The sequence below is a fragment of the Rhizomicrobium sp. genome, from assembly GCA_037200045.1.
GTDB lineage: Bacteria > Pseudomonadota > Alphaproteobacteria > Micropepsales > Micropepsaceae > Rhizomicrobium.
In genome coordinates, this window is sequence record JBBCHM010000001.1 from 1,444,313 (window position 1) to 1,465,121 (window position 20,809).

Below are 20,809 nucleotides of genomic sequence, written 5' to 3' on the forward strand. Positions count from 1 at the left end.
TTTCTTCCAATCGGTCAGACGGCGGACGCACCGGAGATGATCTCGATCAGCTCCTTGGTGATCTGCGCCTGACGGGTACGGTTCATCTTGATGGTCAGCGCCTTGATGAGGTCGCCGGCATTGCGGGTGGCGTTGTCCATCGCCGTCATCTGCGAGGCGAAGAAGCCGGCCTGGTTCTCCAAGAGCGCGGTCAGAAGCTGCACCGCGATGTTCTGCGGCAGCAGCGCTTCGAGGATGGTCGCCTCGTCCGGCTCGTATTCATAGAACGCGGCGGTGCCGGCATTGGCGTCGACGGCGGCCGGGATGAGCTGGCGCGCGGTCGGCGTCTGGGTCACGACCGACTTGAAGCGGCTCGACACCAGCGTGACCACGTCGGTCTCGCCGGCGGTGTACATGTCGATGATCTTCTTGGCGATCGGGCGCACCAGCGCGAAATCCGGCGCCTTGGTTCCGACCTCGTAATTCTCCACGAAACGCGAGGCGTATTGACGGCGGAGCTGGTCGCGCGCCTTGCGGCCGATGGTGATAATGCGGACGTCCTTGCCCTCGTCCAGCAGCCTGGCGATGCGCTCGCGCGCCGCGCGCACGATGCCGGAATTGAATCCGCCGGCGAGGCCGCGGTCGGAGGTCGCCACGATGAAGAGATGGCGCTGGTCGTTGCCGTTGCCGGCCAGCAGCAGCGGCGCGTCGGCGCCGGAGACGCCGGCCGCCAGGTTCGCGATCACGCTCGCCATGCGCTGGGCATAGGGGCGGGCGCTTTCCGCCGCGGCCTGGGCGCGGCGCAGCTTCGCCGCCGCCACCATCTGCAGCGCCTTGGTGATCTTCTGCGTGGACTTCACGCTTCCGATCCGTGTGCGCATTTCCTTGACGGATGCCATGGAAAATCAGCCTTGTGCGTTACGCCACGAACGTCTTGGCGAAGTCGGCGAGCGCGTCCTTGAGCTTGCCTTCCAGATCCGGCGTCAGCGCCTTGCCGGTGCGGATGCCGTCCAGGATCTCGGGCCGCGACGCCTTGAGCTTCGACAGCAGCGCCTCCTGATAGGCGCCGACCTTGTTCACCGGGACCGGATCGAGGAAGCCGCGCGTGCCGGCATAGATCACCACCACCTGCTCCTCGACCGCGAAGGGCTTGTATTGCGGCTGCTTGAGCAGCTCGGTCAGCCGCTCGCCGCGCGCCAGCATCTTTTGCGTCGAGGCGTCGAGGTCGGAGCCGAATTTCGCGAAGGCCGCCATCTCGCGGTACTGCGCCAGCTCGGACTTGATCGGACCGGACGCGGTCTTCATCGCCTTGATCTGCGCCGACGAACCGACGCGCGACACCGAGATGCCGACGTTCACCGCCGGACGGATGCCCTGATAGAACAGGTCGGTTTCGAGGAAGATCTGGCCGTCGGTGATCGAGATCACGTTGGTCGGGATATAGGCCGACACGTCGTTGGCCTGGGTCTCGATGATCGGCAGCGCGGTCAGCGAGCCCGAGCCGTTGTCCTCGTTCAGCTTGGCGGCGCGTTCCAGAAGGCGGCTGTGCAGGTAGAAGACGTCGCCCGGATAGGCTTCGCGGCCCGGCGGGCGGCGCAGCAGGAGCGACATCTGGCGATAGGCGACGGCCTGCTTGGACAGGTCGTCATAGACGATCACGGCATGCATGCCGTTGTCGCGGAACCACTCGCCCATGGCGCAGCCGGAGAACGGCGCGAGGAACTGGAGCGGCGCCGGCTCCGACGCGGTCGCGGCGACGACGATGGTGTAGTCCATCGCGCCGGCATCCTCGAGCGTGCGCACGATCTGCGCCACGGTCGAGCGCTTCTGGCCGATGGCGACATAGATGCAATAGAGCTTGGCGCTCTCGTCGGTGCCCTTGTTGACGGACTTCTGGTTGATGATCGTGTCGACGGCGACGGCGGTCTTGCCGGTCTGGCGGTCGCCGATGATCAGCTCGCGCTGGCCGCGGCCGACCGGGATCAGCGAGTCGATCGCCTTCAGGCCGGTCTGCACCGGCTCGTGCACCGACTTGCGCGGGATGATGCCCGGCGCCTTCACGTCGACGCGGCGGCGCTCGGCGATGCCGGCCGGATCGAGCGGGCCCTTGCCGTCGATCGGATTGCCGAGCGGATCGACCACGCGGCCGAGCAGGCCCTTGCCGACCGGCACGTCGACGATGGCGCCGGTGCGCTTGACGGTGTCGCCTTCCTTGATCGTCGAGTCGTTGCCGAAGATCACGATGCCGACATTGTCGCTTTCGAGGTTCAGCGCCATGCCCTTGATGCCGCCCGGGAACTCGACCATCTCGCCGGCCTGGACGTTGTCGAGGCCGTAGACGCGCGCGATGCCGTCGCCGACGCTGAGCACCTGGCCGACTTCGCTGACCTGCGCTTCGGCGCCGAAATTCGCGATCTCGCGCTTGAGGATGGCGGAGATTTCCGCGGGCTGGATGTCCATTGTCAGTTACCTCTCATGGCCGCACGGATGCCGTTCAGCTTGGTGCGGAGCGATGTATCGATCATGCGCGAGCCCACCTTCACGACGAGGCCGCCGAGCAAAGTGGGATCGACTTTGGTTTCGAGGCGCGGCTCGCGGCCGAGCTTGCCCTTGAGCGCCGCCTTCAATTCGGCGGTCTCGCCGTCGTTGAGCTTGCGGGCGCTTGTGACCTGCGCCTGCACTTCGCCGCGGCGCGTCGCCAGGATGCGCTCGAAGCTCTTGATGATGTCGGTCAGATAGAACAGCCGGCGCTTGGCGGCGAGCACCAGCACGAATTTGGTCCCGAGATCGGAAGCGCCGATGCGCTCCAGCACCGCCTTCAGGGCGCGGGCCTGGTCGTCGCTCGCGAACACCGGAGAGCGGACGAGGCGGGTGAGATCGGCGCTTTCCGCCAGCAGCTCGCGCAGAGCGGCGAAATCCTTCTCGACGGCGGGGAGGGATTTGCCGTCCTCCGCCAATTCGAAAATGGCGGTGGCGTAGCGTCCCGCGATGCCGGTTTCGTGCTGCTGTTCGGTAGCCACGTTCGCCCTTTAACCCTTGGCGCTTTTGCGTATCGCGCCGGCCGTTTAAGCACTTGAGTTCATTGGTGAAATTACACCGCTCACGGGTGAGTCCCCGCGCGCGCGAAGCAGTTAGCACGCGACCCTGCCGCGCGCAACAATGTGCCACTAGGCGTGGTGTCGCGGGGTTTGGGGGCCACCAGCCACTCCACGATCGCGGAACCCTTCGCTAACCAGGCTTCTGAGCCATCCCTTAAGAGATCGCGGCGCATGCTCGTATCGTGGGGCAGAGGCGCAAAGCCATGCAGGAACGCGTTCTGGGTGCTTTCAAGCACGTCGTCGGTTTTCTCATTCAGGGCGTGGACTTCGATGCCGAGGGCTGGCGCGCCTTCGAGGTCGAGATGCGCGAGCTGATCGCGCCCCATATCGCGGCGCTGGCCCATCGCCGGGCCAAGCTGCTCGACGGCTCCGACGGCGTGCGCTGGGGCGAGGAGCTCGACGCCTTCATGCAGAACGGCCTGTGGCCGCTGCTCGGTGACGAGCGCGATTTCGCCGAGCGCAACCGCACTTTCGTGACACTCATGCTGGACGTCGCCGTGGCCGAGGAACAGCGCCGCCGGCACATTTCAGGCGCGCAGTCTTTTCCGTTCGTTCGCGGCTTCGACGCGAGCTGGGCCGGCTGACGGCGCCGGGCGCACGGGGATTTTCGGCGCGGCGTCCGGCGCGGCCGCGTCGAACGCCGCGCGGGCGGTCTCCAGTCTGCCGATATTCGCGAGCGCCCACGCCCTCAAGGCGCTGACCGGCTCCAGCAGCGAGCGGCCGAGCGCGGTCAGCGCGTAGTCGACCCGCGGCGGAATCGTCATAAAGACGGTACGGGTGACCAATCCGTCGCGCTCCAGCCCCCTTAAGGTCAGGGTGAGCATGCGCTGGGAGATCCCGCCGATGTCGCGCTTCAGCTCGCCGAACCGCATGGCGCGGGCGCCGAGCCGGCTGACGATCAGGACCGACCATTTGTCGCCGATCCGCGCCAGCACGCCGGAGACCGCGCGGCAGTCGCCGGTTTCATGGATGTTACCCTGTTTCATGGACGTGCCTTCTTGCGCGGCGATCTCTTGGGCACCATCCTAGTCTCAGTCACTTTTTGATACCAGGCATCGAACCGATACCCTTTGCAGGAGACAGACATGGCCTTGAAGCTTCACACCGTCATCGGCACCACGCGTCCCGGCCGCCAAGGGCCGATCATCGCTCAATGGTTCCACGGCGCCGCCAAGGCGCACGGCAATTTCGACGCCGAGCTGATCGACCTGGCGGATTTCGAACTGCCGCTTTACGACGAGCCGCATCATCCGATGCGCCGGCAATACGAGCACGCCCACACCAAGAAATGGTCGGCCAGCGTGGACGCCGCGGATGCCTTCGTGTTCGTGATCCCGGAATACGATTACATGCCGCCGCCGGCCTTCGTGAACGCGATCGACTACCTGTTCTGGGAATGGCAGTACAAGCCGGCCGCCTTCGTCAGCTATGGCGGCGTGTCCGGCGGCCTGCGCTCGGCACAGGTGGCGCGGTCGCATGTGTCGACGCTCAAGATGATGCCGATCCCCGAAGGTGTGGCGCTGCCGGGCGTCTTCGCCCAGATCAAGGACGGCAAGTTCGAGGCCAATGAGCTGAACCTGCAGGGCGTCGCCGCGACGCTGAACGAGCTGCACAAATGGTCGACCGCGCTGGCCCCGCTGCGCGAACAGATCCGCAAGCCGAAGTGAATGACTCACGCGGAGGCGCGGAGACGCGGAGGCAGGCACTCCGCGTTCTCCGCGGCTCCGCGTGATCCTATTGGCGCGCCTGCGCGCGCCGAAAAGAATCAATTCACGCTGTTGAACACGCGCGATAGGCGGAATTCGCCGATCCACGACCAGATCGCATGCGCGTTGAGGAAATCGTAGGAGCCGACGACGAACTCGGCGCGGCCGACGAGGTTCTCCACCGGCACGAAGCCGACGCCCTGCTGCTCCGCCGACCAGCGGCTGTCGAGCGAGTTGTCGCGGTTGTCGCCCATCATGAAAAGGTGGCCGGCCGGCACGACGAAAATCTGTGTGTTGTCGCCCGGGCCTTCCCAGTTCCATTTGAAGATCGGATGCGACACGCCGTTGGGCAGCGTCTCGATATAGCGCGGCGAGGCGGTGATCGTGCCGTCCTCGGCCTCGACCTGGCCGTCGCCGTTCGCCTTCAGCGCCAGTTCCTTGCCGTTGATCCACAGATGGCCGTCGATCATCTGCACGCGGTCGCCGGGCAGGCCGATGACCCGCTTGATATAGGTCTGGCTCGGATCGCGCGGCAGGCGGAATACCACGACGTCGCCCTGCTTGGGCATCGTCTGCAGCAGCCGACCGGTGGAGGCGGGCCCCAGCCCGAACGGCACCGAATAGCGGCTGTAGCCATAGGGATACTTCGCCGCGACGAAGGCATCGCCGATGGCGAGCGTCGGCTGCATCGAGCCCGAGGGCACATAGAAGGGCTGGGCGATGGCGGTGGTGGAAGCGAAAGTGATGGCGATGATCGCGATGGGTTCGAGCACGGCGCGCGCCACGCCCTTGCCGTCCTCGACATCGAGGATGCGTTTGACCACCGACCAGGCCGAATTCAGGAATTCCATATTTTGCCCTGCGCGCATCCCTGCAACTTCGATATTGCCGGGGGCGAATTCAAGATGACATTAGCGCATAAAAGGATTTCTTGACGGAAATTCACCGGGCTGCCAAAGCCCTGGGCATGGCGAAGAAGCTTACCCAACTGGGCCGTCCGGTGCCGGTTCCGGCCTCGCCGGACAAGGCGATCCTGGAAGCGGTTCCCAATCCGCAGGCCGGCGAGAGCTATGTCGTGCGCTTCACCGCGCCGGAATTCACCTCGCTCTGCCCGGTGACCGGCCAGCCGGATTTCGCGCATTTTGTGATCGACTATGTTCCTGGCGCGAAGATCGTCGAGTCGAAATCGCTGAAGCTGTTCCTGTTCAGCTTCCGCAACCACGCGGCGTTCCACGAGGACTGCACGGTCTATATCGGCAAGCGCATCGCCGGCGCGATCAGGCCGCGCTTCCTGCGCATCGCCGGCTACTGGTATCCGCGCGGCGGAATTCCGATCGACGTGTTCTGGCAGACCGGCAAGCTGCCGTCCGGCGTGTGGCTGCCCGAGACGGGCGTGGCGCCCTATCGCGGCCGCGGCTGATGGAAGTCGAGATCGTGCCGGTGCGCGAAAGCGACAAGGCGCTGCTGTGGGACAGGTTCCAGGACTATGCGCTGGAGCTGACGCGCTACGGCACGCATGAGCGCGTGAACGGCGTCTTCGAATATCCGTATTTCGATCTTTATTGGCGCGAGCCCAACCGCTACCCGTTCTGGGCCATCGTCGACGGCCGGCGCGTGGCTTTCGCGCTGGTGCATTGCCTGGACGGCGTCACCGAGATGGCCGAGTTCTACAGCTTCCCGGAAAACCGCCGCACCGGCGCGGCGCTGCAATTCGCGCAAGCGATCCTGGAGCGCTTCCCCGGCCCCTGGGAGCTGACGCAATACCGCGCCAACGAAGCCGCCGTGGCGTTCTGGCGCCGCGTGATCGGAGAACGACCGTACACGGAAGACTCTTATATTGGCGGCTCCGGCATCGAACGGCTGCGGCAGACTTTTTCGGTCGCTTAATCTCTCCCGCTTGCGGGAGAGATTATTCAAATCCGCTTCAGCAGCTCCGCCTTCTTCGCGTCGAATTCTTCCTGGGTCAGATGCCCCTGGTCGCGCAGCTCCGCGAGGTGGCGGATCTGGTCGGCGATGTCGGCGGCGCTGGGCGCCGTCGAGGGCGGCGGCGTGAAGATCGGGGCCGTGGGCTGCACCGCCGGCGCGCCGCCGCTGACGCTGGGCGAGGCGCGCATCTTGACGCCGATCCTCGCCAGCGTGTCGGCCGGCCATTTGTTGAACACGCTCCAGAACAGATAGCCCTCGGCGGCGATCACGATCAGGAACCACAGGCTGTTCAGGCTGCTGAAGAAGAATCCGCCGAACACCAGCGCCACCAGGCCGATGCCCAGCGCATAGACCACGAACTGGGTCGCCGGCTCGATCACCAGCGTGACGGTGGAAGCCCCCTCCGGCGCCGCCGCGACCACCGCGCGTCCCGGCATGGTCACGTCCATCGAGCCGGTGTCGGCATCCTTGCGGGTCAGCGCGAAGTCGAGACTGGTCGGCGGAATCTGGGCGCCGAGGACCGCGCCGGACGCCTGCAGCGCGCCGCGCGTGTAGTCGAACGCGTCGCCCGGCGTCATCGCCACATTGTAGACCGCCGTCGCCGGCATCCGCGTTCTCCCTGGTCAGGCCGCATCCTGTCAGAGAAACGCGCGAGAACGCTAGTGCGGCGCATGCCGGCCCAGCGCCGCGACCGCGCCGTGGCGGTAGCAGGGCACGATATGGTCGTTGACCATGCCCACCGCCTGGGCGAAGGCGTAAACGATCACCGGCCCGACGAAGTTGAATCCGCGGGCTTTCAGCTCCTTGGACAGGCCCTGGCTCATCGCGGTCTGCGGCGGGATTTGTTTCAGGGTCTTGAAGCGGTTCTGCTGCGGCTTGCCGTCGACATGCTTCCAGATGAAGTCACGGAAACCGCCCGGTTCCTTCTCCTCGATCTCCAGCCAGAGCTGGGCGCCCTTGATCGCCGCCTTGATCTTGGCCTCGGAGCGGATGATCCCCTCGTTCTTGAGCAGCCGGTTCACCTCGCGCTTGCCGTAGCGCGCGATCTTCTCCGGATCGAATTTATCGAAGGCGGCGCGGAAATTCTCGCGCTTCTTGAGGATGGTGATCCAGGAGAGCCCGGCCTGGAAACCGTCCAGCACCAGTTTCTCGTAGAGCGCGCGCGGATCGTATTCCGGCACGCCCCATTCCTCGTCGTGATAGGCGGTATAGATCGGCTCCTTGCCCACCCAGCCGCAGCGGACGATGTCGCTCAACGGCGGCTCTTTTTCTTGGCCTTCTTCTTGACGGATTTTTTCGCCACTTTCTTGGCGGCCTTTTTCACGGTCTTCTTCTTGACCGCTTGCTTCGCCGGCGCGGGGCGCAGCGTCGCCTCGATCTTGTTGCCGTCCAGGTCGAAGACGAAAGCGCCGTAATAGTCCGGGCCGTAGTCGGGGCGCGGGCCCGGCTCGCCATTGTTGCTGCCGCCATGGGCGAGCGCGACCGAATGGAATTTGTTCACCTGCGCCCTGGTCCGCGCCGCGAAGCCCAGATGGGTGCCGTTGCCCGCGCTTGCCGGCTTGCCGTCATGCGGCGCGCCGATCCAGAACTCCGGATAGGTCTCGCCATAGCCGATCGCATGCGGCGAGTAATCGGCGACGCGCTTGAAGCCCAGCGCGGCCAGCACCGCGTCGTAGAACGTCGCGGCGCGCTCGAAATTGGTGACGCCGACCGAGACATGATGGAGCATGGCGGGAATCCCCTCGAAGAATGCGCCGCGAACGAGAGGCTTTCGCGGCTACGCCGTCAAGCGAAAAGCCATGCCGGCCGGGTCAATTCGACCACGCCGCTGCCAACCGTGACAGCAGCGCCTTGCGCCTCCTCCAGCCGGTCGAGGCGGATGAGGGCGAAGTCCGCCGAGACGACCTCGCCGATGTCCTTGCCGCCGGCGCTCACCGCCGCGCCGGGCTCGCCCTTCAGGGGCAGAAGCCGTTTGCGCGCCGTGCCGCGATGCTTCATCCGCGCCGTCAGTTCCTGGCCGACATAGCAGCCCTTGGTGAAATCCACCGCGTGGAGTTCGTCCAGATCGGCGTCGAGCGCGAACATCCTGTCGGAGCCGAAATCGCCCGCCTCCGGCACGCCGAGGGCGAGGCGGTGGGCGTGATAGGTAGCCGTGGGCAGCAGGTCCTGGCGCATCTCGCCCTTGGCGATGATGGCGCGCCGGCCCAGCGCGGCCAGCCGCGGATCAGAATAGGCGATGGCGTATTTCGCCTCGGCGCCGTTCCACTCGGCGAGCACCGCGAGCTGGTCGCGCGCCTCCAGCACGACCTTGGCGCGCAGCTTGTAGAGCGTCAGCCGCTTGAGCAGCGCGTCGCGCGCTGCGGCGTGGCAATCGATCAGGATCGCGCCGTCGCCCTCGACCAGGAAGAAGTCGAACAGGATCTTGCCCTGGGGCGTCAGCAGCGCGGCATAGATACCGGCGCCCGGCTTGAGCCGCTCGACGTCGTTGGTGATCAGCCCCTGCAGGAAGTCGCGCGCCTCCGGTCCGGCGACGGCGACGACGGCACGGTCCTCGAGAAGGGCGATCGGCATGGCATAAGAAGTAGTGGGGCCCGACAAGGTTGCCAAGGGAAGGGCGGAAGGGATACGCCTTCGCCATGTCACAGGCCTTCGATCTCCTTATTCGCGGCGGGGTTGTTGCCACGCCGAACGGCATCGCCGAGGGCGATGTCGGCGTCGTCGGCGGCAAGATCGCCGCCATCGGCGCGCTTTCCGGCGCCAAGGCCGCCGAGGTTTTCGAGGCGAAGGGCCTGCATGTCCTGCCCGGCGTGATCGACAGCCAGTGCCATTTCCGCGAGCCCGGCAACGAGCACAAGGAAGACCTCGAGAGCGGCAGCCGCGCGGCGGTTCTGGGCGGCGTCACCGGCGTCTTCGAGATGCCCAACACCAACCCGCCGACCACCACCCGCGCTGCGATGGAGGACAAGCTCGCCCGTGCCGCGAACCGCATGCATTGCGACTATGCGTTCTATATCGGCGCCACGCCGGCCAATATCGGCGCGCTGGCGGAGCTGGAGCGCATGCCCGGCGTGGCCGGCGTGAAAGCGTTCCTGGGTTCCTCGACCGGCACGCTGCTGCTCGACCACGAAAGCGACATCGCCGCGATGCTGCGCGCCGGCCGCCGCCGCGTCGCGGTGCATTCGGAGGACGAGGACCGCCTCAAGGCCCGCAAGCATCTCGCCCTGCCGGGCGATCCGCGCACGCATCCCATTTGGCGCGATGCCGAAGCGGCCCGGATGTCGACCGAGCGGGTGATCCGCCTGGCGCGCGCCGCCGGCCGCCGGCTGCACGTGCTGCATGTGACGACCGCCGACGAAATCCCGCTGCTGGCCGACGCGAAGGAAATCGTCACCGCCGAAACCACGCCGCAGCATCTCACGCTGGCGGCGCCCGAATGCTATGAACGCCTTGGAACTTACGCGCAGATGAACCCGCCGATCCGCGACGCCACGCACCGCGCGGCGCTGTGGCAGGCGGTGAACCAGGGCGTGATCGACGTCATCGGCTCCGACCACGCGCCGCATACCCGCGCCGAGAAGGACAAGACCTATCCCGACACGCCGTCCGGCATGCCGGGCGTGCAGACGCTGGTCACGATCCTGCTCGATCACGTGAACGCCGGACGCCTCACGCTCGAACGCTTTATCGATCTGACCAGCGCCGGCGCGGCGCGCATTTTCGGCATCGCCGGCAAGGGCCGCATCGCGCGGGGCTACGACGCCGATTTCACCATCGTCGACCTGAATGCGCGGCACAAAATCGAAAATAGCTGGATCGCCTCCAAATGCGGCTGGACGCCGTTCGACGGCATGGAGACGACCGGCTGGGCGCTTGCCACCATCATCCGCGGCCGGATCGTCATGCGCGACCGCGCGTTGATCGCGGGGGGCCTCGGCCGGCCGATCCGCTTCGGCGAGACCCTGGAGCCGGCATGACCTGGGCAACCGAGCGGCTGGATGCATTGATCTGCGGCAAAGACGATCCGCCGCCCGTGGTCCAGACGATGCGGCTGGGAACGCTGGATGCGTGGGACGAAGGATGGGTCGGCAAGCGTTGGGAACCGGATCCGGACCTGTTGAACGACGACGGCACGCTGTTCGGCGGCTACATCGCGGCGCTGGCCGACCAGTTGCTCGGCTTCGCGGCCATGACCGTGATCCCGCAAGGCAGCATGTTCCGCACCATCAATCTGCAGGTGCAGTTCCTGCGCGTCGGCCGCGCCCATCCCGTCCTGATGGAGGCGCGCGTCACCGCGCACACCAAGTCGCTCATCGCGGTCGAGGCCGATTTCTACCGCGAGGACGACAAGACACTGATCGCCAGGGCCAGCGCGCAGCAGATGGTGCTGCCTTTGGCAACGCCTTGACGGCGCGCGCGAATTCGGGTCGCCTCCCGGTCAACTTTCTCCAGATGGGCAACGACCGATGAAGAGCCGTTTCAGGGCCATCATGCTGCGCAAGGACGGCGACAAGCAGACCGTCGAGGACGTCGAGCTGACGCCCGACGATCTGATGCCCGGCGACGTGACCGTCGCGGTGTCGCATTCGACGGTGAACTACAAGGACGGGCTGGCGCTCACCGGCCGCTCGCCCGTGGTGCGCAAATTTCCGATGATCCCCGGCGTCGATCTCGCCGGCACGGTCGAGGAATCGTCGCATCCCGACTTCAAGCCGGGCGACAAGGTCGTGCTGAACGGCTTCGGCCTCAGCGAGACCCATTACGGCGGCTGCTCCGAACTGGCGCGCGTCAAGGGCGATTGGCTGGTGCCGCTGCCTCCGGCATTCACCGCGGCGCAGGCGATGGCGATCGGCACCGCCGGCTACACCGCGATGCTCTGCGTCCTGGCGCTCGAGGACGCGCATGTGACGCCCGCGAAGGGCGCGGTGATCGTCACCGGCGCCAGCGGCGGTGTCGGCTCGGTCGCGATCGCCGTGCTGGCCAAGCTCGGCTACAAGGTCATCGCCTCGACGGGGCGGACGGAAGAGGCGCCGTATCTGAAGGACCTCGGCGCCGTCGAGATCATTCCGCGCGCCGAGCTTGCCGGCGATCCGCGTCCGCTCGCCAAGGAACGCTGGGCCGGCGGTGTCGACAGCGTCGGTTCCAAGACACTCGCCAACGTCATCGCGGCGACCTCCTATCAGGGCGCCGTGGCGGCCTGCGGCCTTGCCGGCGGCATGGACCTGCCTACCAGCGTCGCGCCGTTCATCCTGCGCGGCATCTCGCTGCTCGGCATCGACTCGGTGCACATGCCCAAGCCGCGCCGCATCCAGGCGTGGAACAGGCTCGCCAAGGATCTCGATCCCGCCAAGCTCGCTTCGATGACGCGGACGATCCCGCTGTCGGGCGTGCGCCAGGCAGCGGACGACATCCTGGCGGGGAAAATTCGCGGCCGCCTGGTCGTCGAAATTTAGCGCGCGGATCGGATGGACTACATCGTCCTTGGCCTCTCCGGTGTCGTGATCGGACTGTTCGTCGCCGTGCCGATAGGCCCGGTGAACCTGATCTGCATCCGCCGCACGCTGGCCTTCGGCCCGCTCAACGGATTCATGTCCGGGCTGGGCGCCGCGGCCGGCGACACGGTATTCGCCATCGTCACGGCTTTCGGCCTGACGGCCGTCGCCCAGCTCATCGAGGGCTATTCCTCGATCATCGAGCTCGCCGGCGGCGCGCTGCTGGTCTATTTCGGCGTTCACACCTACCGGGCCAAGGTCGAGGCACGGCTCGACGACAAGCTTGCCGCCAGGGAAAAGGGCGCGTCCACCCTGTTCCGCGCGGTCGCGTCGACCTTCGCGCTCACCATCACCAATCCCGCGACCCTGCTCGGCTTCGCCGCGCTGATCGCCGGCCTCGGCGGCCTCGCCGGCGGCCATCCCTCGCTCGCCTCGGCGTCTTTCGTGGTGATCGGCGTGACGATCGGCTCGTCGCTGTGGTGGCTGGTGCTGACGGCGATCGTCGGGCTGTTCCACGCCAGCATCAACGACCGCACCATGGCGCTGATCAACCGGATCTCCGGCATCGCCATCGCCGGCTCGGGCCTCGCGGTGCTGGTTCACCTCGCCACGAAGATCTTCTGACGCTCAGCGCCGCGCCAGCTCCGCGATGCGGGCGATGACGTCCTCGGCCTCGGCCATGATTTCGGCGATGATCTCGCGCGACGGCTTCACGTCGTGGATCGCGCCGGCGCCCTGGCCGATGGCGAAGGCGGAGCGTTCGCGCGTCAGCCCCTCGATCTGGCCGCCGATGCCGCCCATCACGCCGGCCTGGCTCGACAGGATCGCCTGCGCCGGGAACGGCTTGATGTCCTGCGGCCGCTTCTCCCAGTCCGCGACCCATTCGTTCTTGAACACGCGCATCGGCTTGCCGGAATAGGACCGCGTGATGATCGTGTCCTCGTCGGACGCGTCCACGATGACCTGCTTGTAGAGCCCGCCGGCATGCGCCTCGGTCGAGGCGATGAAGCGCGTGCCCATCCACACGCCCTGCGCCCCCAGCGCCAGCGCCGCCGCGAGGCCGCGGCCGTCGACGATGGCGCCCGCCGCGATCACCGGAATTTTCACCGCGTCCACGATCTGCGGGATCAGCGCCATGCCGGCGATGCGCCCGGTATGGCCGCCGGCCTCGGTGCCCTGCGCCACCACCGCGTCGAGCCCGCCGGCCTCGGCGGAGCGCGCATGCTTCACCGTGCCGTTGACGTTCATGACCAAAAGGCCCGCGTCGTGGAATTTCTTGACGAGATGCGGCGGCGGCACGCCGAGGCCGGAGATGAACGCCTTGGCGCCGCCCTCGATGATGATGTCGGCGGTGGCCTCCAGCGATTGCGGCACCGCGGCGAGCAGGTCGACGCCGAACGGCTTGTCGGTCAGATCGCGCACGACTTTCATCTCATGCGTGATCTCCTCGGCGGAGCGCCCCGCCATGCCGAGCGTGCCGAAGCCGCCGGCCTCCGACACCGCCGCGGCGAGCGCGCCATAAGACACCCCGCCCATGCCCGCGAGCATGATGGGATACCGGATGCCGAGCATGTCGCAGAGAGGCGTGCGGAGGGTCATGGCGCTACTCAAACAATTGATAGGGTCTGCGCGAATTTAGCAAACATTTTCGGACAGGGATGGCAAAAACGGCTGTTCAATAAGGTAATATAAACAGGGCAGGGAGGCTATGATGGCAAATTGCATTTATTGTAAGCAACCAGCAGGGATTTTGAGAACGATGCACCCTGAGTGCGAGATAAGTCATTCTCACGGTATCGCTGAAATCAAGTCTGTAGCTATTCAGAGCTTGCAGCCAGGCGCCGATCTATCTTCGTTGCCAGCAACCATCGCGCAAATCAACGCACGATCTCTTATCTCGGCAGGCGATTCTAAAAAGCTTCTCATTCAGGCTTGGGACAATATGATCGAGAGCCGTATAGATCAGAGTGGAATTGACGCTGAAACGGAGGCTCGACTACTCGCATTCGCGAACGCCGCCGGTATTTCACAACAAGATTTGAATTTAGATCAGTCCTATCAGAAGCTCGTAAAAGCGCTTGTGCTTCGCGACATAGCTGAGGGCAAATTGCCAAATCGTGCCAAGATCGAGGGCGCCCAGCCGATTAATTTGCAAAAAGGCGAGCAAATAGTCTGGCTGCATCAAAACGCTGAGCTTCTGATGGATAAAACTTATCGAGAGTATGTAGGCAAATCCGCTGGTGTAAGCGTCCGGATTATGAAGGGTGTTTATTATCGAACCAGCGCCTTTCGTGGCCATCCGATTGAGCGGACCGAAAAGGTTATTGTTGATCGAGGGACCACGGTTATCACCAACAAACATATTACTTTCGTCGGCGCCCGAAAAAGCTTTCGTTTTCCGTATCGAAAGATCATTTCGTTTATTCCGTTTAGCGACGGGATCGGTATCATGAAAGATGCGGCAAACGCCAAGCTTCAAACCATTGTCACTGGCGATGGCTGGTTTACATACAACCTGGTCATGGGGCTGTCTCAGTTCGACGCAAGCAACTGAAATTTTCGACGACTCAACCAAATCTTTTTCGCGCCTCGCGCGTCAAGCCTAACGCCACGGAAAGGAAGTCCGAGCCCGTCGTCGCGCGGGCGTTCGGCGCGGCGCGCCCGATCGCCGCGCGCACGGCGGGGACGCGCCCAGAACCTCCGGTGAAGAAGATCGTATGGATGTCGTCGGGCCGAAGCCCCGCGTCGCGGATGCAATCCGACGCGGTGCGGAACAGCCGCTCGGTCCGGCTCTCGATGGCGTGGTCGAAACCTTGGCGCGTGGCTTCCGCCGCGAGACCGCGCTCGATGAAATCGAGGGGCAGGGCCGCGGCGGCCGCTTCGCTGAGCGCGATCTTGCCGTCCTCCACCGCGAAGGCGATGCGATGGCCGAGCCGCTCGCGCACCACCTTCAGCAGCCGCGCCACCTTTTGCGGCTCGCGCGCCCCGGCGACGAGTTCGATCAGCATGCGCTCGTTCTGGAACGTGTAGGCGAAGTTGATCGTCGACCAGGTGCTGAGCTCGTAATAGAGCCCGTTCGGCATCGGCAGGTTCTTCTCGACAAGCTGCGTGCCGAGGCCGAGCTGCGGCATCACCGCGTCCAGGCTGAGCAGCGAGTCGAAATCGGTGCCGCCGATCCGCGCGCCGTCATTGGCGAGGATGTCGGAGGTGCGGTCGTCGGCCTTGGCCCGCTCCGGCCCGATGCGGATGACGGTGAAGTCGGAGGTGCCGCCGCCGATATCGGCGATCAGCACGGTCTCCTCCCGCGTCGCGGTCTCCTCATAGTGATAGGCCGCCGCGATCGGCTCATAGACGAACGCCACGTCGCGAAAGCCCACCCGGTTGGCGATGCCCTGGAGCACGCGCTGCGCCTTGGCGTCGGCCGCGTCGTCGTCGTCGACGAAGCGCACCGGGCGGCCGTGCACCACGGCGGTCAATTCCGCGCCGGTAAAGGTCTCGGCCTTCTCTTTCAGATGCCGCACGAAGATCTCGACCACGTCGGTCAGCGCCACCATCCTGGAGCCCAGCGCGGTCTTCTCGTCGATCAGGGGCGAGCCCAGGATCGATTTCAGCGCCCGCATCAGCCGCCCGTCATGCTGGCCGATATAGGTCGCGATGGCCTCGGCGCCGAACCGCACCTTGCCTTTGGTCTCGTAGTCGAAGAACACCGCGCTCGGGATCAGCGTCTCGCCGCCCTCGACCGGCGCGAGCACCGGCGCGTTGCCACGCACCACGCCAATCGCCGAATTGGAAGTTCCGAAGTCTAAGCCGCAGGCCGCCATGGGTATCCCCGTGAGTTGAGGGGATGCCATCTATTACACTGACAGGGCCCTTGCCAGTCTGTTTCTTCGCGCCTAAACTATCTCTTATGTTGGGATGTCCGGAAAACGGGCGTCCCTTTTTGTTTGTGTACGGATCATCGCGCCGCCGGCCGGCGCAGCGCTTGCGCCATCGAATAGAGCGCCACCACGATCACGTTCGGCATCCATGACGTGTAGGCCAGCCAGACCGAGGCGGCGCTATAGCTGGGGAATCCTGCCATCAGGAAGAGCGGGATCTGGAGGCGCAGCGTCACCGCGCCGAAGGTCATTGCGTAGCTGAAGGTCATCAGCAGCTTGTGCAGTTCGAACTTCCGCATCACCGCGGCGCGCCAGGCGCCGGCCGTGGTGACGATCCACAGGAAGGCGAGCGTGCCGAAGCCCAGGCCGGCGACCGGCCCGCCCGACGCGTAAGGCGCGGTCGCGAGCCCGGCGACGCCGGCGATCAGGCAGGCGGCGACATAGACCTTGCCGAGCGTGCGATGCAAAGCGGGGCGCCTGACGCGGATCGAGGTGAAGAACTGGAACGGCCCGACCAGCAGCGCCACCGGCGCCACGATCATATGCGTCAGGGCCTGAAGCGGCACGCGCGCGATGACGCCGCGAATGCCGTCGTCGATTCCGAGCCAGACATGCGCCGGCACGGCGGCGAAGCGGAACGAATAAAGAGCGACCCCCACCGCGAGAAACGCCATGGCCCCCAGGCCCAGCCGCGCGATCCCTCTTTCCATTGCCCGCTCCCTGCGCCAGTATCTTAACAATGTACAGATAACTTAGGTCGCGATTTGAACAGTGTCAAGATGAAGCGGAAGGCGAAAGCGCCGGCCAGGAAACGGGCCTATCACCACGGCGATCTGAAGGACCAGCTCGTGGCGGCGGCGGAGGCGATCCTCCTGGAGCGCGGGGTGGAGGGCTTCACGCTGCGCGAGGCGGCGCGGCGGGCCGGGGTCTCGCCGGCCGCGCCGGCGCATCACTTCAAGGACGCCAAGGGCCTCCTGGCGGAGGTCGCGCTGCGTGCCTTCAAGGATTTCGGCGACGCGCTGGCCGCCGGCGATGCCAGCGGCGGCGGCGATCCGGCGGCGCGGCTGCTCGGGCAGGGGCTAGCCTATGTCAAATTCGCCATGGCCCATCCGGCGCGGTTCCAGCTGATGTTCCGCCATCCGATCTACGACAACGACTATCCCGGCCTTCAGGACATCGGATCGCGCGCCTTCGCCGTGCTCGAACACGCGGTGCGCGCGGCGATGGGATTGAACGAGGGCGACGCGATGACGCCCGACGCCTTCGGCTTCCTCCTGGCGAACTGGTCGATCGTCCACGGCTTCGCGCATCTGGCGCTGGGCGGCGAATTCGATCCCGCGGCAGCCGGACACGGCGGGAGTAAGGCGATCCTCGAACGCTTCCTGCCGCTGATGCTCAAGCACCTGCCGCTGCCGGTCAGAAAATGACGTAGCCGCCGTCGATGATGAACGTGTCCCCGGTGTGGTACTTCGAAGCGTCGCTCGCGAGATAGACCGCGATGCCGCCGAAATCCTCCGCCGTGCCCCAGCGGCGCATCGGCACGCGGCTGATCACCTTTTCGGTGAAGACCGACGAATTCTGTGCGCCCGCCGTCATGTCGGTGGCGATCCAGCCCGGCGCGACGGAATTGGCGCGGACGCCGTAGCGCGCATGCTCCACCGCGATGGAGCGCATCATCGCCAGCAGCGCGCCCTTGGTCGCGCTATAGGCTTCGTTGCGCGCCGCGCCTTCGATGCCCGCCAGGCTCGCCACGCCGACCAGCGAGCCGCCCGCGTCGCCCTTGGCCGATCGCTCCACCATGTGCTTGCATGCCTCGCGCAGGGTGAAGAACGCGCCTTCCTCGTTGACCGCGTGGATCTTGCGCCAGCTGTCGATGGTCGTCTCGCTGAAGGACTTCGCGCCGAAGCCGATGCCGGCATTGGCGATCACCGTGTCGACCCGGCCGAATTCCTTCACCGCCGCGCCCATCGCGTCGATCACCTCGGCCTCGCTGGCGACGTTCACCTTGCGCGCGCCGACGCGCGTGCCATGCGCCTTGAGGCTGGCGGCTGCCGCGGCGTTCTTCTCTTCGTTGGTGCCCCAGATCACGACATCGGCGCCGGCCTGCGCCAGCGCGTCGGCCATGCCGAGCCCGATGCCGCCATTGCCGCCGGTGACGAGCGCGACCTTGCCGCTGAGATCGAACGGTTTGTACATGAGCTTCCCTCCGGGTTTCGACTGGCGCCGAACCTAGCCACTGCCCGAAAGACGGGCAATGTGCCCACGTCAACCATGATGGTCCCCCGCCTCCCAATTGCCACGTGCCTGTGGAATACTCTCGGCAAAAGGTGGGGCAGGGCGTTGGCATGACATCCGAGATCGCGGTGATGAACCAGCGCGCGGTGGCGCTCGCCGCGGATTCGGCGGTCACGCTGATCGACGGCGGCACCGTCGTGGTGCGCAACGACCAGCGCAAGCTCTACAACCTCGTCGGCGGCCAACCGGTCGGCGTGATGTTCTTCGGCGTGGCCGACATGATGGGCCATCCCTGGGAGCATCTGATCGAGCACTACCAGAAGACGGTGAAGCCCGGCGCGCTGCCGCATATCCGCGGCTACGCTTCCGGCTTCGTCGGCATGCTGGACAATCTGGAGGAGTTCTTTCCCAAGACCCGCCAGCGCGACGAGTACAAGCGGCTGCTGGCCTCGGTGTTCCGCTACATCTTCCACCTGGCGCAATATCTGCGCGAAAGCGGCGGCGAGGAGCGCCAGAGCGTCTCCGACACCGTGATCCTGGAGGAGGCGATCGAGCGGGTGTGGCGCGACTATCAGTTCCGCGAGGACGGCAGCCCGCGCGGCGACCTCGCCTGTTTCCCGGCCGGCTTCGCCGAGACCGTGCGCCAGACCTACGCCGCCGACATGGACGAGGTCATCGCCTATGGCTTCCAGCCCTTCGGCCTCGGCAAACAGGGCCTCGCCCATCTGAAGGAGATCGCGGTCTTCGCGGTGATCAAGGACCTGTTCCTGGAGGACGTGACGGGCCTGGTCTTCGCCGGCTTCGGCTCGGAGGAGCGCTATCCCATCGTCACCACCTGGTTCGTCTCGGCGATCGTCGGCGGCATCGTCAAGCGGGCCGAGGCCTCGTTCGACCAGATCGACGGCGACACCCGCTCCAAGATCCGCGTCTTCGCCGACAGCGAAGTCACCAACGCCTTCATCCGCGGCATCGACTTCAACCTGGAGCGGCGGGTCTATGGCGCGCTGAACATGCTGATGCATGCCCTGGTCGACCAGGTGGTCGGCGCCTTCCCCAACGCCGATCCGGTGGTCAAGGAAGACATCCGCCGCCAGTTTCAGTCGAACTACATCCCGCAATATTTCGACGTGTTCCGCGGCATCATCGGCGACTACCAGCAGCATGCCTATATCAACCCGGTGCTGCGGGTGCTGGAGATCGCCTCGCGGACCGAGCTGGCCGAGACGGCCCGCGAACTGGTCTCGCTCAACGTTTTCAAAAAGCGTATCATGGCGCAGAAACAGACGGTCGGCGGCGCCATCGACGTCGCCATCATCAGCCGCGAGGGCGGCTTTCAGTGGCATTCCAGGCAGGGTGGAGGCTGACATGGCCGAAAGACTGGCAAGCGCGACGGGATCCTTGGCCGACGGCGCCGAGCGCCTCGAACGGCTGATCCGCGGCGTCAAGGACCGGCAGTTTTCCGAGGCGCTGAACGCGCCTCAGCCCAAGAGCGTCTCGAATGCTTATGCCGTCAGCCCGGAGGAAGAGTGGTCCAAGAAGTTCATGACCGCCGGGATCGGGCCGCACGATTTCAAGCCGGTCCAGATGCCGGTGGTGTCGATCGCCGCGCCGTCGGCCGCGCTCAAGCCGGCGCCCAAGACGCTGGAGCCCGCGCTGGCGGTCGCCGCTCCCGCCGCGCCGAAGAAGGTCGCCGCTGCCCCGCCCGCGCCGAAGAAGATCGAGGCCGCGTCGCCCGGCTCCGTCCGGCCCGGCCCGATCGGCGCCGCGATCGCCAGGCCGGCGCGCAAGCGCACCTGGTTCGGCCGCCTGGTGCGGGGGAATTGACCGCCGCGTCTTCGCCATGAAATCCGGATTTGTCGCGAGCCCGCAGGGGCTTGTAGGATTGTGTTGTGTCGGCCGTTCAATTGAGCGGCAGGGCGGATTTTGCGATAAGGTCGCGGATTCGCGCCGGGATAAGCAGGGAGCTGAGGCATGAAGTGTTTCGGGGCCATCATGGCCGCGCTGACCGCGTTTTTGTCGTTCGCAGGGGCCGAGGCCGCCGATCCGGCGCTCAGCGGTCCCGCCAACGACGCCTATCTGGCCGCGAACGCCCACCGCGCGGGCGTCGCCGTCCGCCCCAGCGGCCTGCAATACAACATCATCAAGAGCGGCTTCGGCGAGCGGCCGCGGCCGACCGACGAGGTCGACGTGTCCTACACCGGCATGCTGATCAACGGCCGGGTGTTCGACGGCACCGAGCCGATGACGCCGGCCCATTTCACCGTCAACAAGCTCATCCCGGGCTGGACCGAGGCGCTCGGCCTGATGCGGGTCGGCGACAAATGGCACATCGTGATCCCGGCCAATCTCGCCTATGGCGCGCGCGGCGCGGGCGACGGGCTCATCCCGCCGAACCAGGTGCTGGTGTTCGACATGGAACTCCTGTCGATCACCCATCCCAAGGCGCCGCAGGGTCCCGACCCCGACGACCCGAATGGCGGCGGTCAATAGTCGCGGAA

The 20,809-nt window shown here is 65.8% G+C and carries 26 protein-coding genes; 13 read left to right on the forward strand and 13 right to left on the reverse strand.

Annotated elements, in window-relative coordinates:
• Positions 1-14: 14 nt before the first annotated feature.
• Genes WDM86_06710 through WDM86_06720 form a run of 3 tightly spaced genes read right to left on the reverse strand, consistent with a single transcriptional unit; the run spans position 15 to position 2,999 of the window.
• Positions 15-878, reverse strand: coding sequence for a F0F1 ATP synthase subunit gamma (locus WDM86_06710; GenBank protein ID MEI9989713.1), 864 nt, complete (start codon positions 876-878; stop codon positions 15-17).
• A 19-nt stretch (positions 879-897) separates the two neighbouring features.
• On the reverse strand, positions 898-2,439 hold the full coding sequence (gene atpA / locus WDM86_06715; GenBank protein ID MEI9989714.1) for a F0F1 ATP synthase subunit alpha: 1,542 nt from the start codon (positions 2,437-2,439) through the stop codon (positions 898-900).
• A gap of 2 nt (positions 2,440-2,441) precedes the next feature.
• Positions 2,442-2,999, reverse strand: a complete 558-nt coding sequence (locus WDM86_06720; protein ID MEI9989715.1) for a F0F1 ATP synthase subunit delta — start codon at positions 2,997-2,999, stop codon at positions 2,442-2,444.
• A 281-nt stretch (positions 3,000-3,280) separates the two neighbouring features.
• On the opposite strand from WDM86_06720, the gene WDM86_06725 reads away from it, so the two are divergent.
• Entirely contained in the window at positions 3,281-3,661 is a 381-nt protein-coding gene (locus WDM86_06725; GenBank protein ID MEI9989716.1) for a hypothetical protein, read from the forward strand.
• On the opposite strand, the gene WDM86_06730 is transcribed toward WDM86_06725, so the two are convergent.
• A complete protein-coding gene (locus WDM86_06730) occupies positions 3,605-4,063 on the reverse strand; it encodes a helix-turn-helix domain-containing protein (GenBank protein ID MEI9989717.1) in 459 nt (152 codons plus the stop codon). The genes WDM86_06725 and WDM86_06730 overlap by 57 nt on opposite strands.
• A 99-nt stretch (positions 4,064-4,162) precedes the next feature.
• Between WDM86_06730 and WDM86_06735 the strand changes: the two genes are divergently transcribed.
• Positions 4,163-4,744, forward strand: a complete 582-nt coding sequence (locus tag WDM86_06735; protein ID MEI9989718.1) for an NAD(P)H-dependent oxidoreductase — start codon at positions 4,163-4,165, stop codon at positions 4,742-4,744.
• A 98-nt stretch (positions 4,745-4,842) separates the two neighbouring features.
• Here the strand turns inward: WDM86_06735 and lepB are convergent, their stop codons facing one another.
• The gene (gene lepB / locus WDM86_06740; protein MEI9989719.1) at positions 4,843-5,634 is read right to left on the reverse strand and encodes a signal peptidase I; all 792 of its coding nucleotides are present in this window, start codon (positions 5,632-5,634) and stop codon (positions 4,843-4,845) included.
• Positions 5,635-5,750: 116 nt separating this feature from the next.
• Between lepB and queF the strand changes: the two genes are divergently transcribed.
• Positions 5,751-6,203: a preQ(1) synthase gene (gene queF / locus WDM86_06745; protein ID MEI9989720.1), complete on the forward strand. Its 453-nt coding sequence runs from the start codon at positions 5,751-5,753 to the stop codon at positions 6,201-6,203.
• Positions 6,203-6,670, forward strand: coding sequence for a GNAT family N-acetyltransferase (locus WDM86_06750; GenBank protein ID MEI9989721.1), 468 nt, complete (start codon positions 6,203-6,205; stop codon positions 6,668-6,670). Before queF ends, WDM86_06750 begins: the two co-directional genes overlap by 1 nt.
• A gap of 26 nt (positions 6,671-6,696) precedes the next feature.
• Here WDM86_06750 and WDM86_06755 read toward each other — a convergent pair whose 3' ends face one another.
• The 4 genes from WDM86_06755 to WDM86_06770 are packed head-to-tail and all read right to left on the reverse strand — an operon-like array spanning position 6,697 to position 9,280.
• Positions 6,697-7,317 (reverse strand): SHOCT domain-containing protein, encoded by a 621-nt coding sequence (locus WDM86_06755; protein MEI9989722.1) that lies wholly within the window; start codon positions 7,315-7,317, stop codon positions 6,697-6,699.
• A 51-nt stretch (positions 7,318-7,368) separates the two neighbouring features.
• Complete coding sequence (locus WDM86_06760; GenBank protein MEI9989723.1) at positions 7,369-7,965, reverse strand: DNA-3-methyladenine glycosylase I; 597 nt, start codon at positions 7,963-7,965, stop codon at positions 7,369-7,371.
• Positions 7,962-8,438, reverse strand: a complete 477-nt coding sequence (locus WDM86_06765; protein MEI9989724.1) for a VOC family protein — start codon at positions 8,436-8,438, stop codon at positions 7,962-7,964. Before WDM86_06765 ends, WDM86_06760 begins: the two co-directional genes overlap by 4 nt.
• Positions 8,439-8,494: 56 nt before the next feature.
• Positions 8,495-9,280, reverse strand: a complete 786-nt coding sequence (locus WDM86_06770) for a hypothetical protein (GenBank protein MEI9989725.1) — start codon at positions 9,278-9,280, stop codon at positions 8,495-8,497.
• Between the two features lie 65 nt (positions 9,281-9,345).
• Here WDM86_06770 and WDM86_06775 point away from each other — a divergent pair, with 65 nt between their 5' ends.
• From WDM86_06775 to WDM86_06790, 4 genes are read left to right on the forward strand one after another with little or no spacing between them, the layout of a single operon-like run.
• Entirely contained in the window at positions 9,346-10,683 is a 1,338-nt protein-coding gene (locus tag WDM86_06775; GenBank protein ID MEI9989726.1) for a dihydroorotase, read from the forward strand.
• Positions 10,680-11,114: a PaaI family thioesterase gene (locus WDM86_06780; GenBank protein ID MEI9989727.1), complete on the forward strand. Its 435-nt coding sequence runs from the start codon at positions 10,680-10,682 to the stop codon at positions 11,112-11,114. Before WDM86_06775 ends, WDM86_06780 begins: the two co-directional genes overlap by 4 nt.
• A 58-nt stretch (positions 11,115-11,172) precedes the next feature.
• Positions 11,173-12,159 carry an MDR family oxidoreductase gene (locus WDM86_06785; GenBank protein MEI9989728.1) on the forward strand — a complete coding sequence of 329 codons (987 nt, stop codon included), beginning with the start codon at positions 11,173-11,175 and terminating at the stop codon, positions 12,157-12,159.
• A gap of 12 nt (positions 12,160-12,171) precedes the next feature.
• Complete coding sequence (locus WDM86_06790; GenBank protein ID MEI9989729.1) at positions 12,172-12,822, forward strand: LysE family transporter; 651 nt, start codon at positions 12,172-12,174, stop codon at positions 12,820-12,822.
• 3 nt (positions 12,823-12,825) lie between these two features.
• Here WDM86_06790 and WDM86_06795 read toward each other — a convergent pair whose 3' ends face one another.
• Positions 12,826-13,797 carry a nitronate monooxygenase family protein gene (locus tag WDM86_06795; GenBank protein ID MEI9989730.1) on the reverse strand — a complete coding sequence of 324 codons (972 nt, stop codon included), beginning with the start codon at positions 13,795-13,797 and terminating at the stop codon, positions 12,826-12,828.
• A gap of 112 nt (positions 13,798-13,909) precedes the next feature.
• On the opposite strand from WDM86_06795, the gene WDM86_06800 reads away from it, so the two are divergent.
• Positions 13,910-14,752, forward strand: a complete 843-nt coding sequence (locus WDM86_06800; GenBank protein ID MEI9989731.1) for a hypothetical protein — start codon at positions 13,910-13,912, stop codon at positions 14,750-14,752.
• 13 nt (positions 14,753-14,765) lie between these two features.
• On the opposite strand, the gene WDM86_06805 is transcribed toward WDM86_06800, so the two are convergent.
• Both WDM86_06805 and WDM86_06810 read right to left on the reverse strand, forming a co-directional pair.
• Positions 14,766-16,049, reverse strand: a complete 1,284-nt coding sequence (locus WDM86_06805; protein MEI9989732.1) for an Hsp70 family protein — start codon at positions 16,047-16,049, stop codon at positions 14,766-14,768.
• Between the two features lie 104 nt (positions 16,050-16,153).
• Positions 16,154-16,786, reverse strand: a complete 633-nt coding sequence (locus tag WDM86_06810) for a DUF2306 domain-containing protein (protein ID MEI9989733.1) — start codon at positions 16,784-16,786, stop codon at positions 16,154-16,156.
• 69 nt (positions 16,787-16,855) lie between these two features.
• On the opposite strand from WDM86_06810, the gene WDM86_06815 reads away from it, so the two are divergent.
• Positions 16,856-17,503, forward strand: a complete 648-nt coding sequence (locus tag WDM86_06815; protein MEI9989734.1) for a TetR/AcrR family transcriptional regulator — start codon at positions 16,856-16,858, stop codon at positions 17,501-17,503.
• On the opposite strand, the gene WDM86_06820 is transcribed toward WDM86_06815, so the two are convergent.
• Positions 17,493-18,272 carry an SDR family oxidoreductase gene (locus tag WDM86_06820; protein MEI9989735.1) on the reverse strand — a complete coding sequence of 260 codons (780 nt, stop codon included), beginning with the start codon at positions 18,270-18,272 and terminating at the stop codon, positions 17,493-17,495. The genes WDM86_06815 and WDM86_06820 overlap by 11 nt on opposite strands.
• 149 nt (positions 18,273-18,421) lie before the next feature.
• Here WDM86_06820 and WDM86_06825 point away from each other — a divergent pair, with 149 nt between their 5' ends.
• The 3 genes from WDM86_06825 to WDM86_06835 all read left to right on the forward strand — a co-directional run bounded on the left by WDM86_06825 (position 18,422) and on the right by WDM86_06835 (position 20,801).
• Complete coding sequence (locus WDM86_06825) at positions 18,422-19,675, forward strand: hypothetical protein (GenBank protein MEI9989736.1); 1,254 nt, start codon at positions 18,422-18,424, stop codon at positions 19,673-19,675.
• A gap of 1 nt (position 19,676) precedes the next feature.
• Positions 19,677-20,135, forward strand: a complete 459-nt coding sequence (locus WDM86_06830) for a hypothetical protein (protein ID MEI9989737.1) — start codon at positions 19,677-19,679, stop codon at positions 20,133-20,135.
• A gap of 147 nt (positions 20,136-20,282) precedes the next feature.
• Positions 20,283-20,801, forward strand: a complete 519-nt coding sequence (locus tag WDM86_06835; protein ID MEI9989738.1) for an FKBP-type peptidyl-prolyl cis-trans isomerase — start codon at positions 20,283-20,285, stop codon at positions 20,799-20,801.
• Positions 20,802-20,809 lie beyond the last annotated feature (8 nt).

Coding starts and splice junctions, on each gene's coding strand:
- WDM86_06710 (MEI9989713.1), bottom strand. CDS start 878: ATGGCATCCGTCAAGGAAATGCGCACACGGATCGGAAGCGTGAAGTCC.
- atpA (MEI9989714.1), bottom strand. CDS start 2,439: ATGGACATCCAGCCCGCGGAAATCTCCGCCATCCTCAAGCGCGAGATC.
- WDM86_06725 (MEI9989716.1), top strand. CDS start 3,281: ATGCAGGAACGCGTTCTGGGTGCTTTCAAGCACGTCGTCGGTTTTCTC.
- WDM86_06730 (MEI9989717.1), bottom strand. CDS start 4,063: ATGAAACAGGGTAACATCCATGAAACCGGCGACTGCCGCGCGGTCTCC.
- WDM86_06735 (MEI9989718.1), top strand. CDS start 4,163: ATGGCCTTGAAGCTTCACACCGTCATCGGCACCACGCGTCCCGGCCGC.
- lepB (MEI9989719.1), bottom strand. CDS start 5,634: ATGGAATTCCTGAATTCGGCCTGGTCGGTGGTCAAACGCATCCTCGAT.
- queF (MEI9989720.1), top strand. CDS start 5,751: ATGGCGAAGAAGCTTACCCAACTGGGCCGTCCGGTGCCGGTTCCGGCC.
- WDM86_06750 (MEI9989721.1), top strand. CDS start 6,203: ATGGAAGTCGAGATCGTGCCGGTGCGCGAAAGCGACAAGGCGCTGCTG.
- WDM86_06755 (MEI9989722.1), bottom strand. CDS start 7,317: ATGCCGGCGACGGCGGTCTACAATGTGGCGATGACGCCGGGCGACGCG.
- WDM86_06765 (MEI9989724.1), bottom strand. CDS start 8,438: ATGCTCCATCATGTCTCGGTCGGCGTCACCAATTTCGAGCGCGCCGCG.
- WDM86_06770 (MEI9989725.1), bottom strand. CDS start 9,280: ATGCCGATCGCCCTTCTCGAGGACCGTGCCGTCGTCGCCGTCGCCGGA.
- WDM86_06775 (MEI9989726.1), top strand. CDS start 9,346: ATGTCACAGGCCTTCGATCTCCTTATTCGCGGCGGGGTTGTTGCCACG.
- WDM86_06780 (MEI9989727.1), top strand. CDS start 10,680: ATGACCTGGGCAACCGAGCGGCTGGATGCATTGATCTGCGGCAAAGAC.
- WDM86_06785 (MEI9989728.1), top strand. CDS start 11,173: ATGAAGAGCCGTTTCAGGGCCATCATGCTGCGCAAGGACGGCGACAAG.
- WDM86_06790 (MEI9989729.1), top strand. CDS start 12,172: ATGGACTACATCGTCCTTGGCCTCTCCGGTGTCGTGATCGGACTGTTC.
- WDM86_06795 (MEI9989730.1), bottom strand. CDS start 13,797: ATGACCCTCCGCACGCCTCTCTGCGACATGCTCGGCATCCGGTATCCC.
- WDM86_06800 (MEI9989731.1), top strand. CDS start 13,910: ATGGCAAATTGCATTTATTGTAAGCAACCAGCAGGGATTTTGAGAACG.
- WDM86_06805 (MEI9989732.1), bottom strand. CDS start 16,049: ATGGCATCCCCTCAACTCACGGGGATACCCATGGCGGCCTGCGGCTTA.
- WDM86_06810 (MEI9989733.1), bottom strand. CDS start 16,786: ATGGAAAGAGGGATCGCGCGGCTGGGCCTGGGGGCCATGGCGTTTCTC.
- WDM86_06815 (MEI9989734.1), top strand. CDS start 16,856: ATGAAGCGGAAGGCGAAAGCGCCGGCCAGGAAACGGGCCTATCACCAC.
- WDM86_06820 (MEI9989735.1), bottom strand. CDS start 18,272: ATGTACAAACCGTTCGATCTCAGCGGCAAGGTCGCGCTCGTCACCGGC.
- WDM86_06825 (MEI9989736.1), top strand. CDS start 18,422: ATGACATCCGAGATCGCGGTGATGAACCAGCGCGCGGTGGCGCTCGCC.
- WDM86_06830 (MEI9989737.1), top strand. CDS start 19,677: ATGGCCGAAAGACTGGCAAGCGCGACGGGATCCTTGGCCGACGGCGCC.
- WDM86_06835 (MEI9989738.1), top strand. CDS start 20,283: ATGAAGTGTTTCGGGGCCATCATGGCCGCGCTGACCGCGTTTTTGTCG.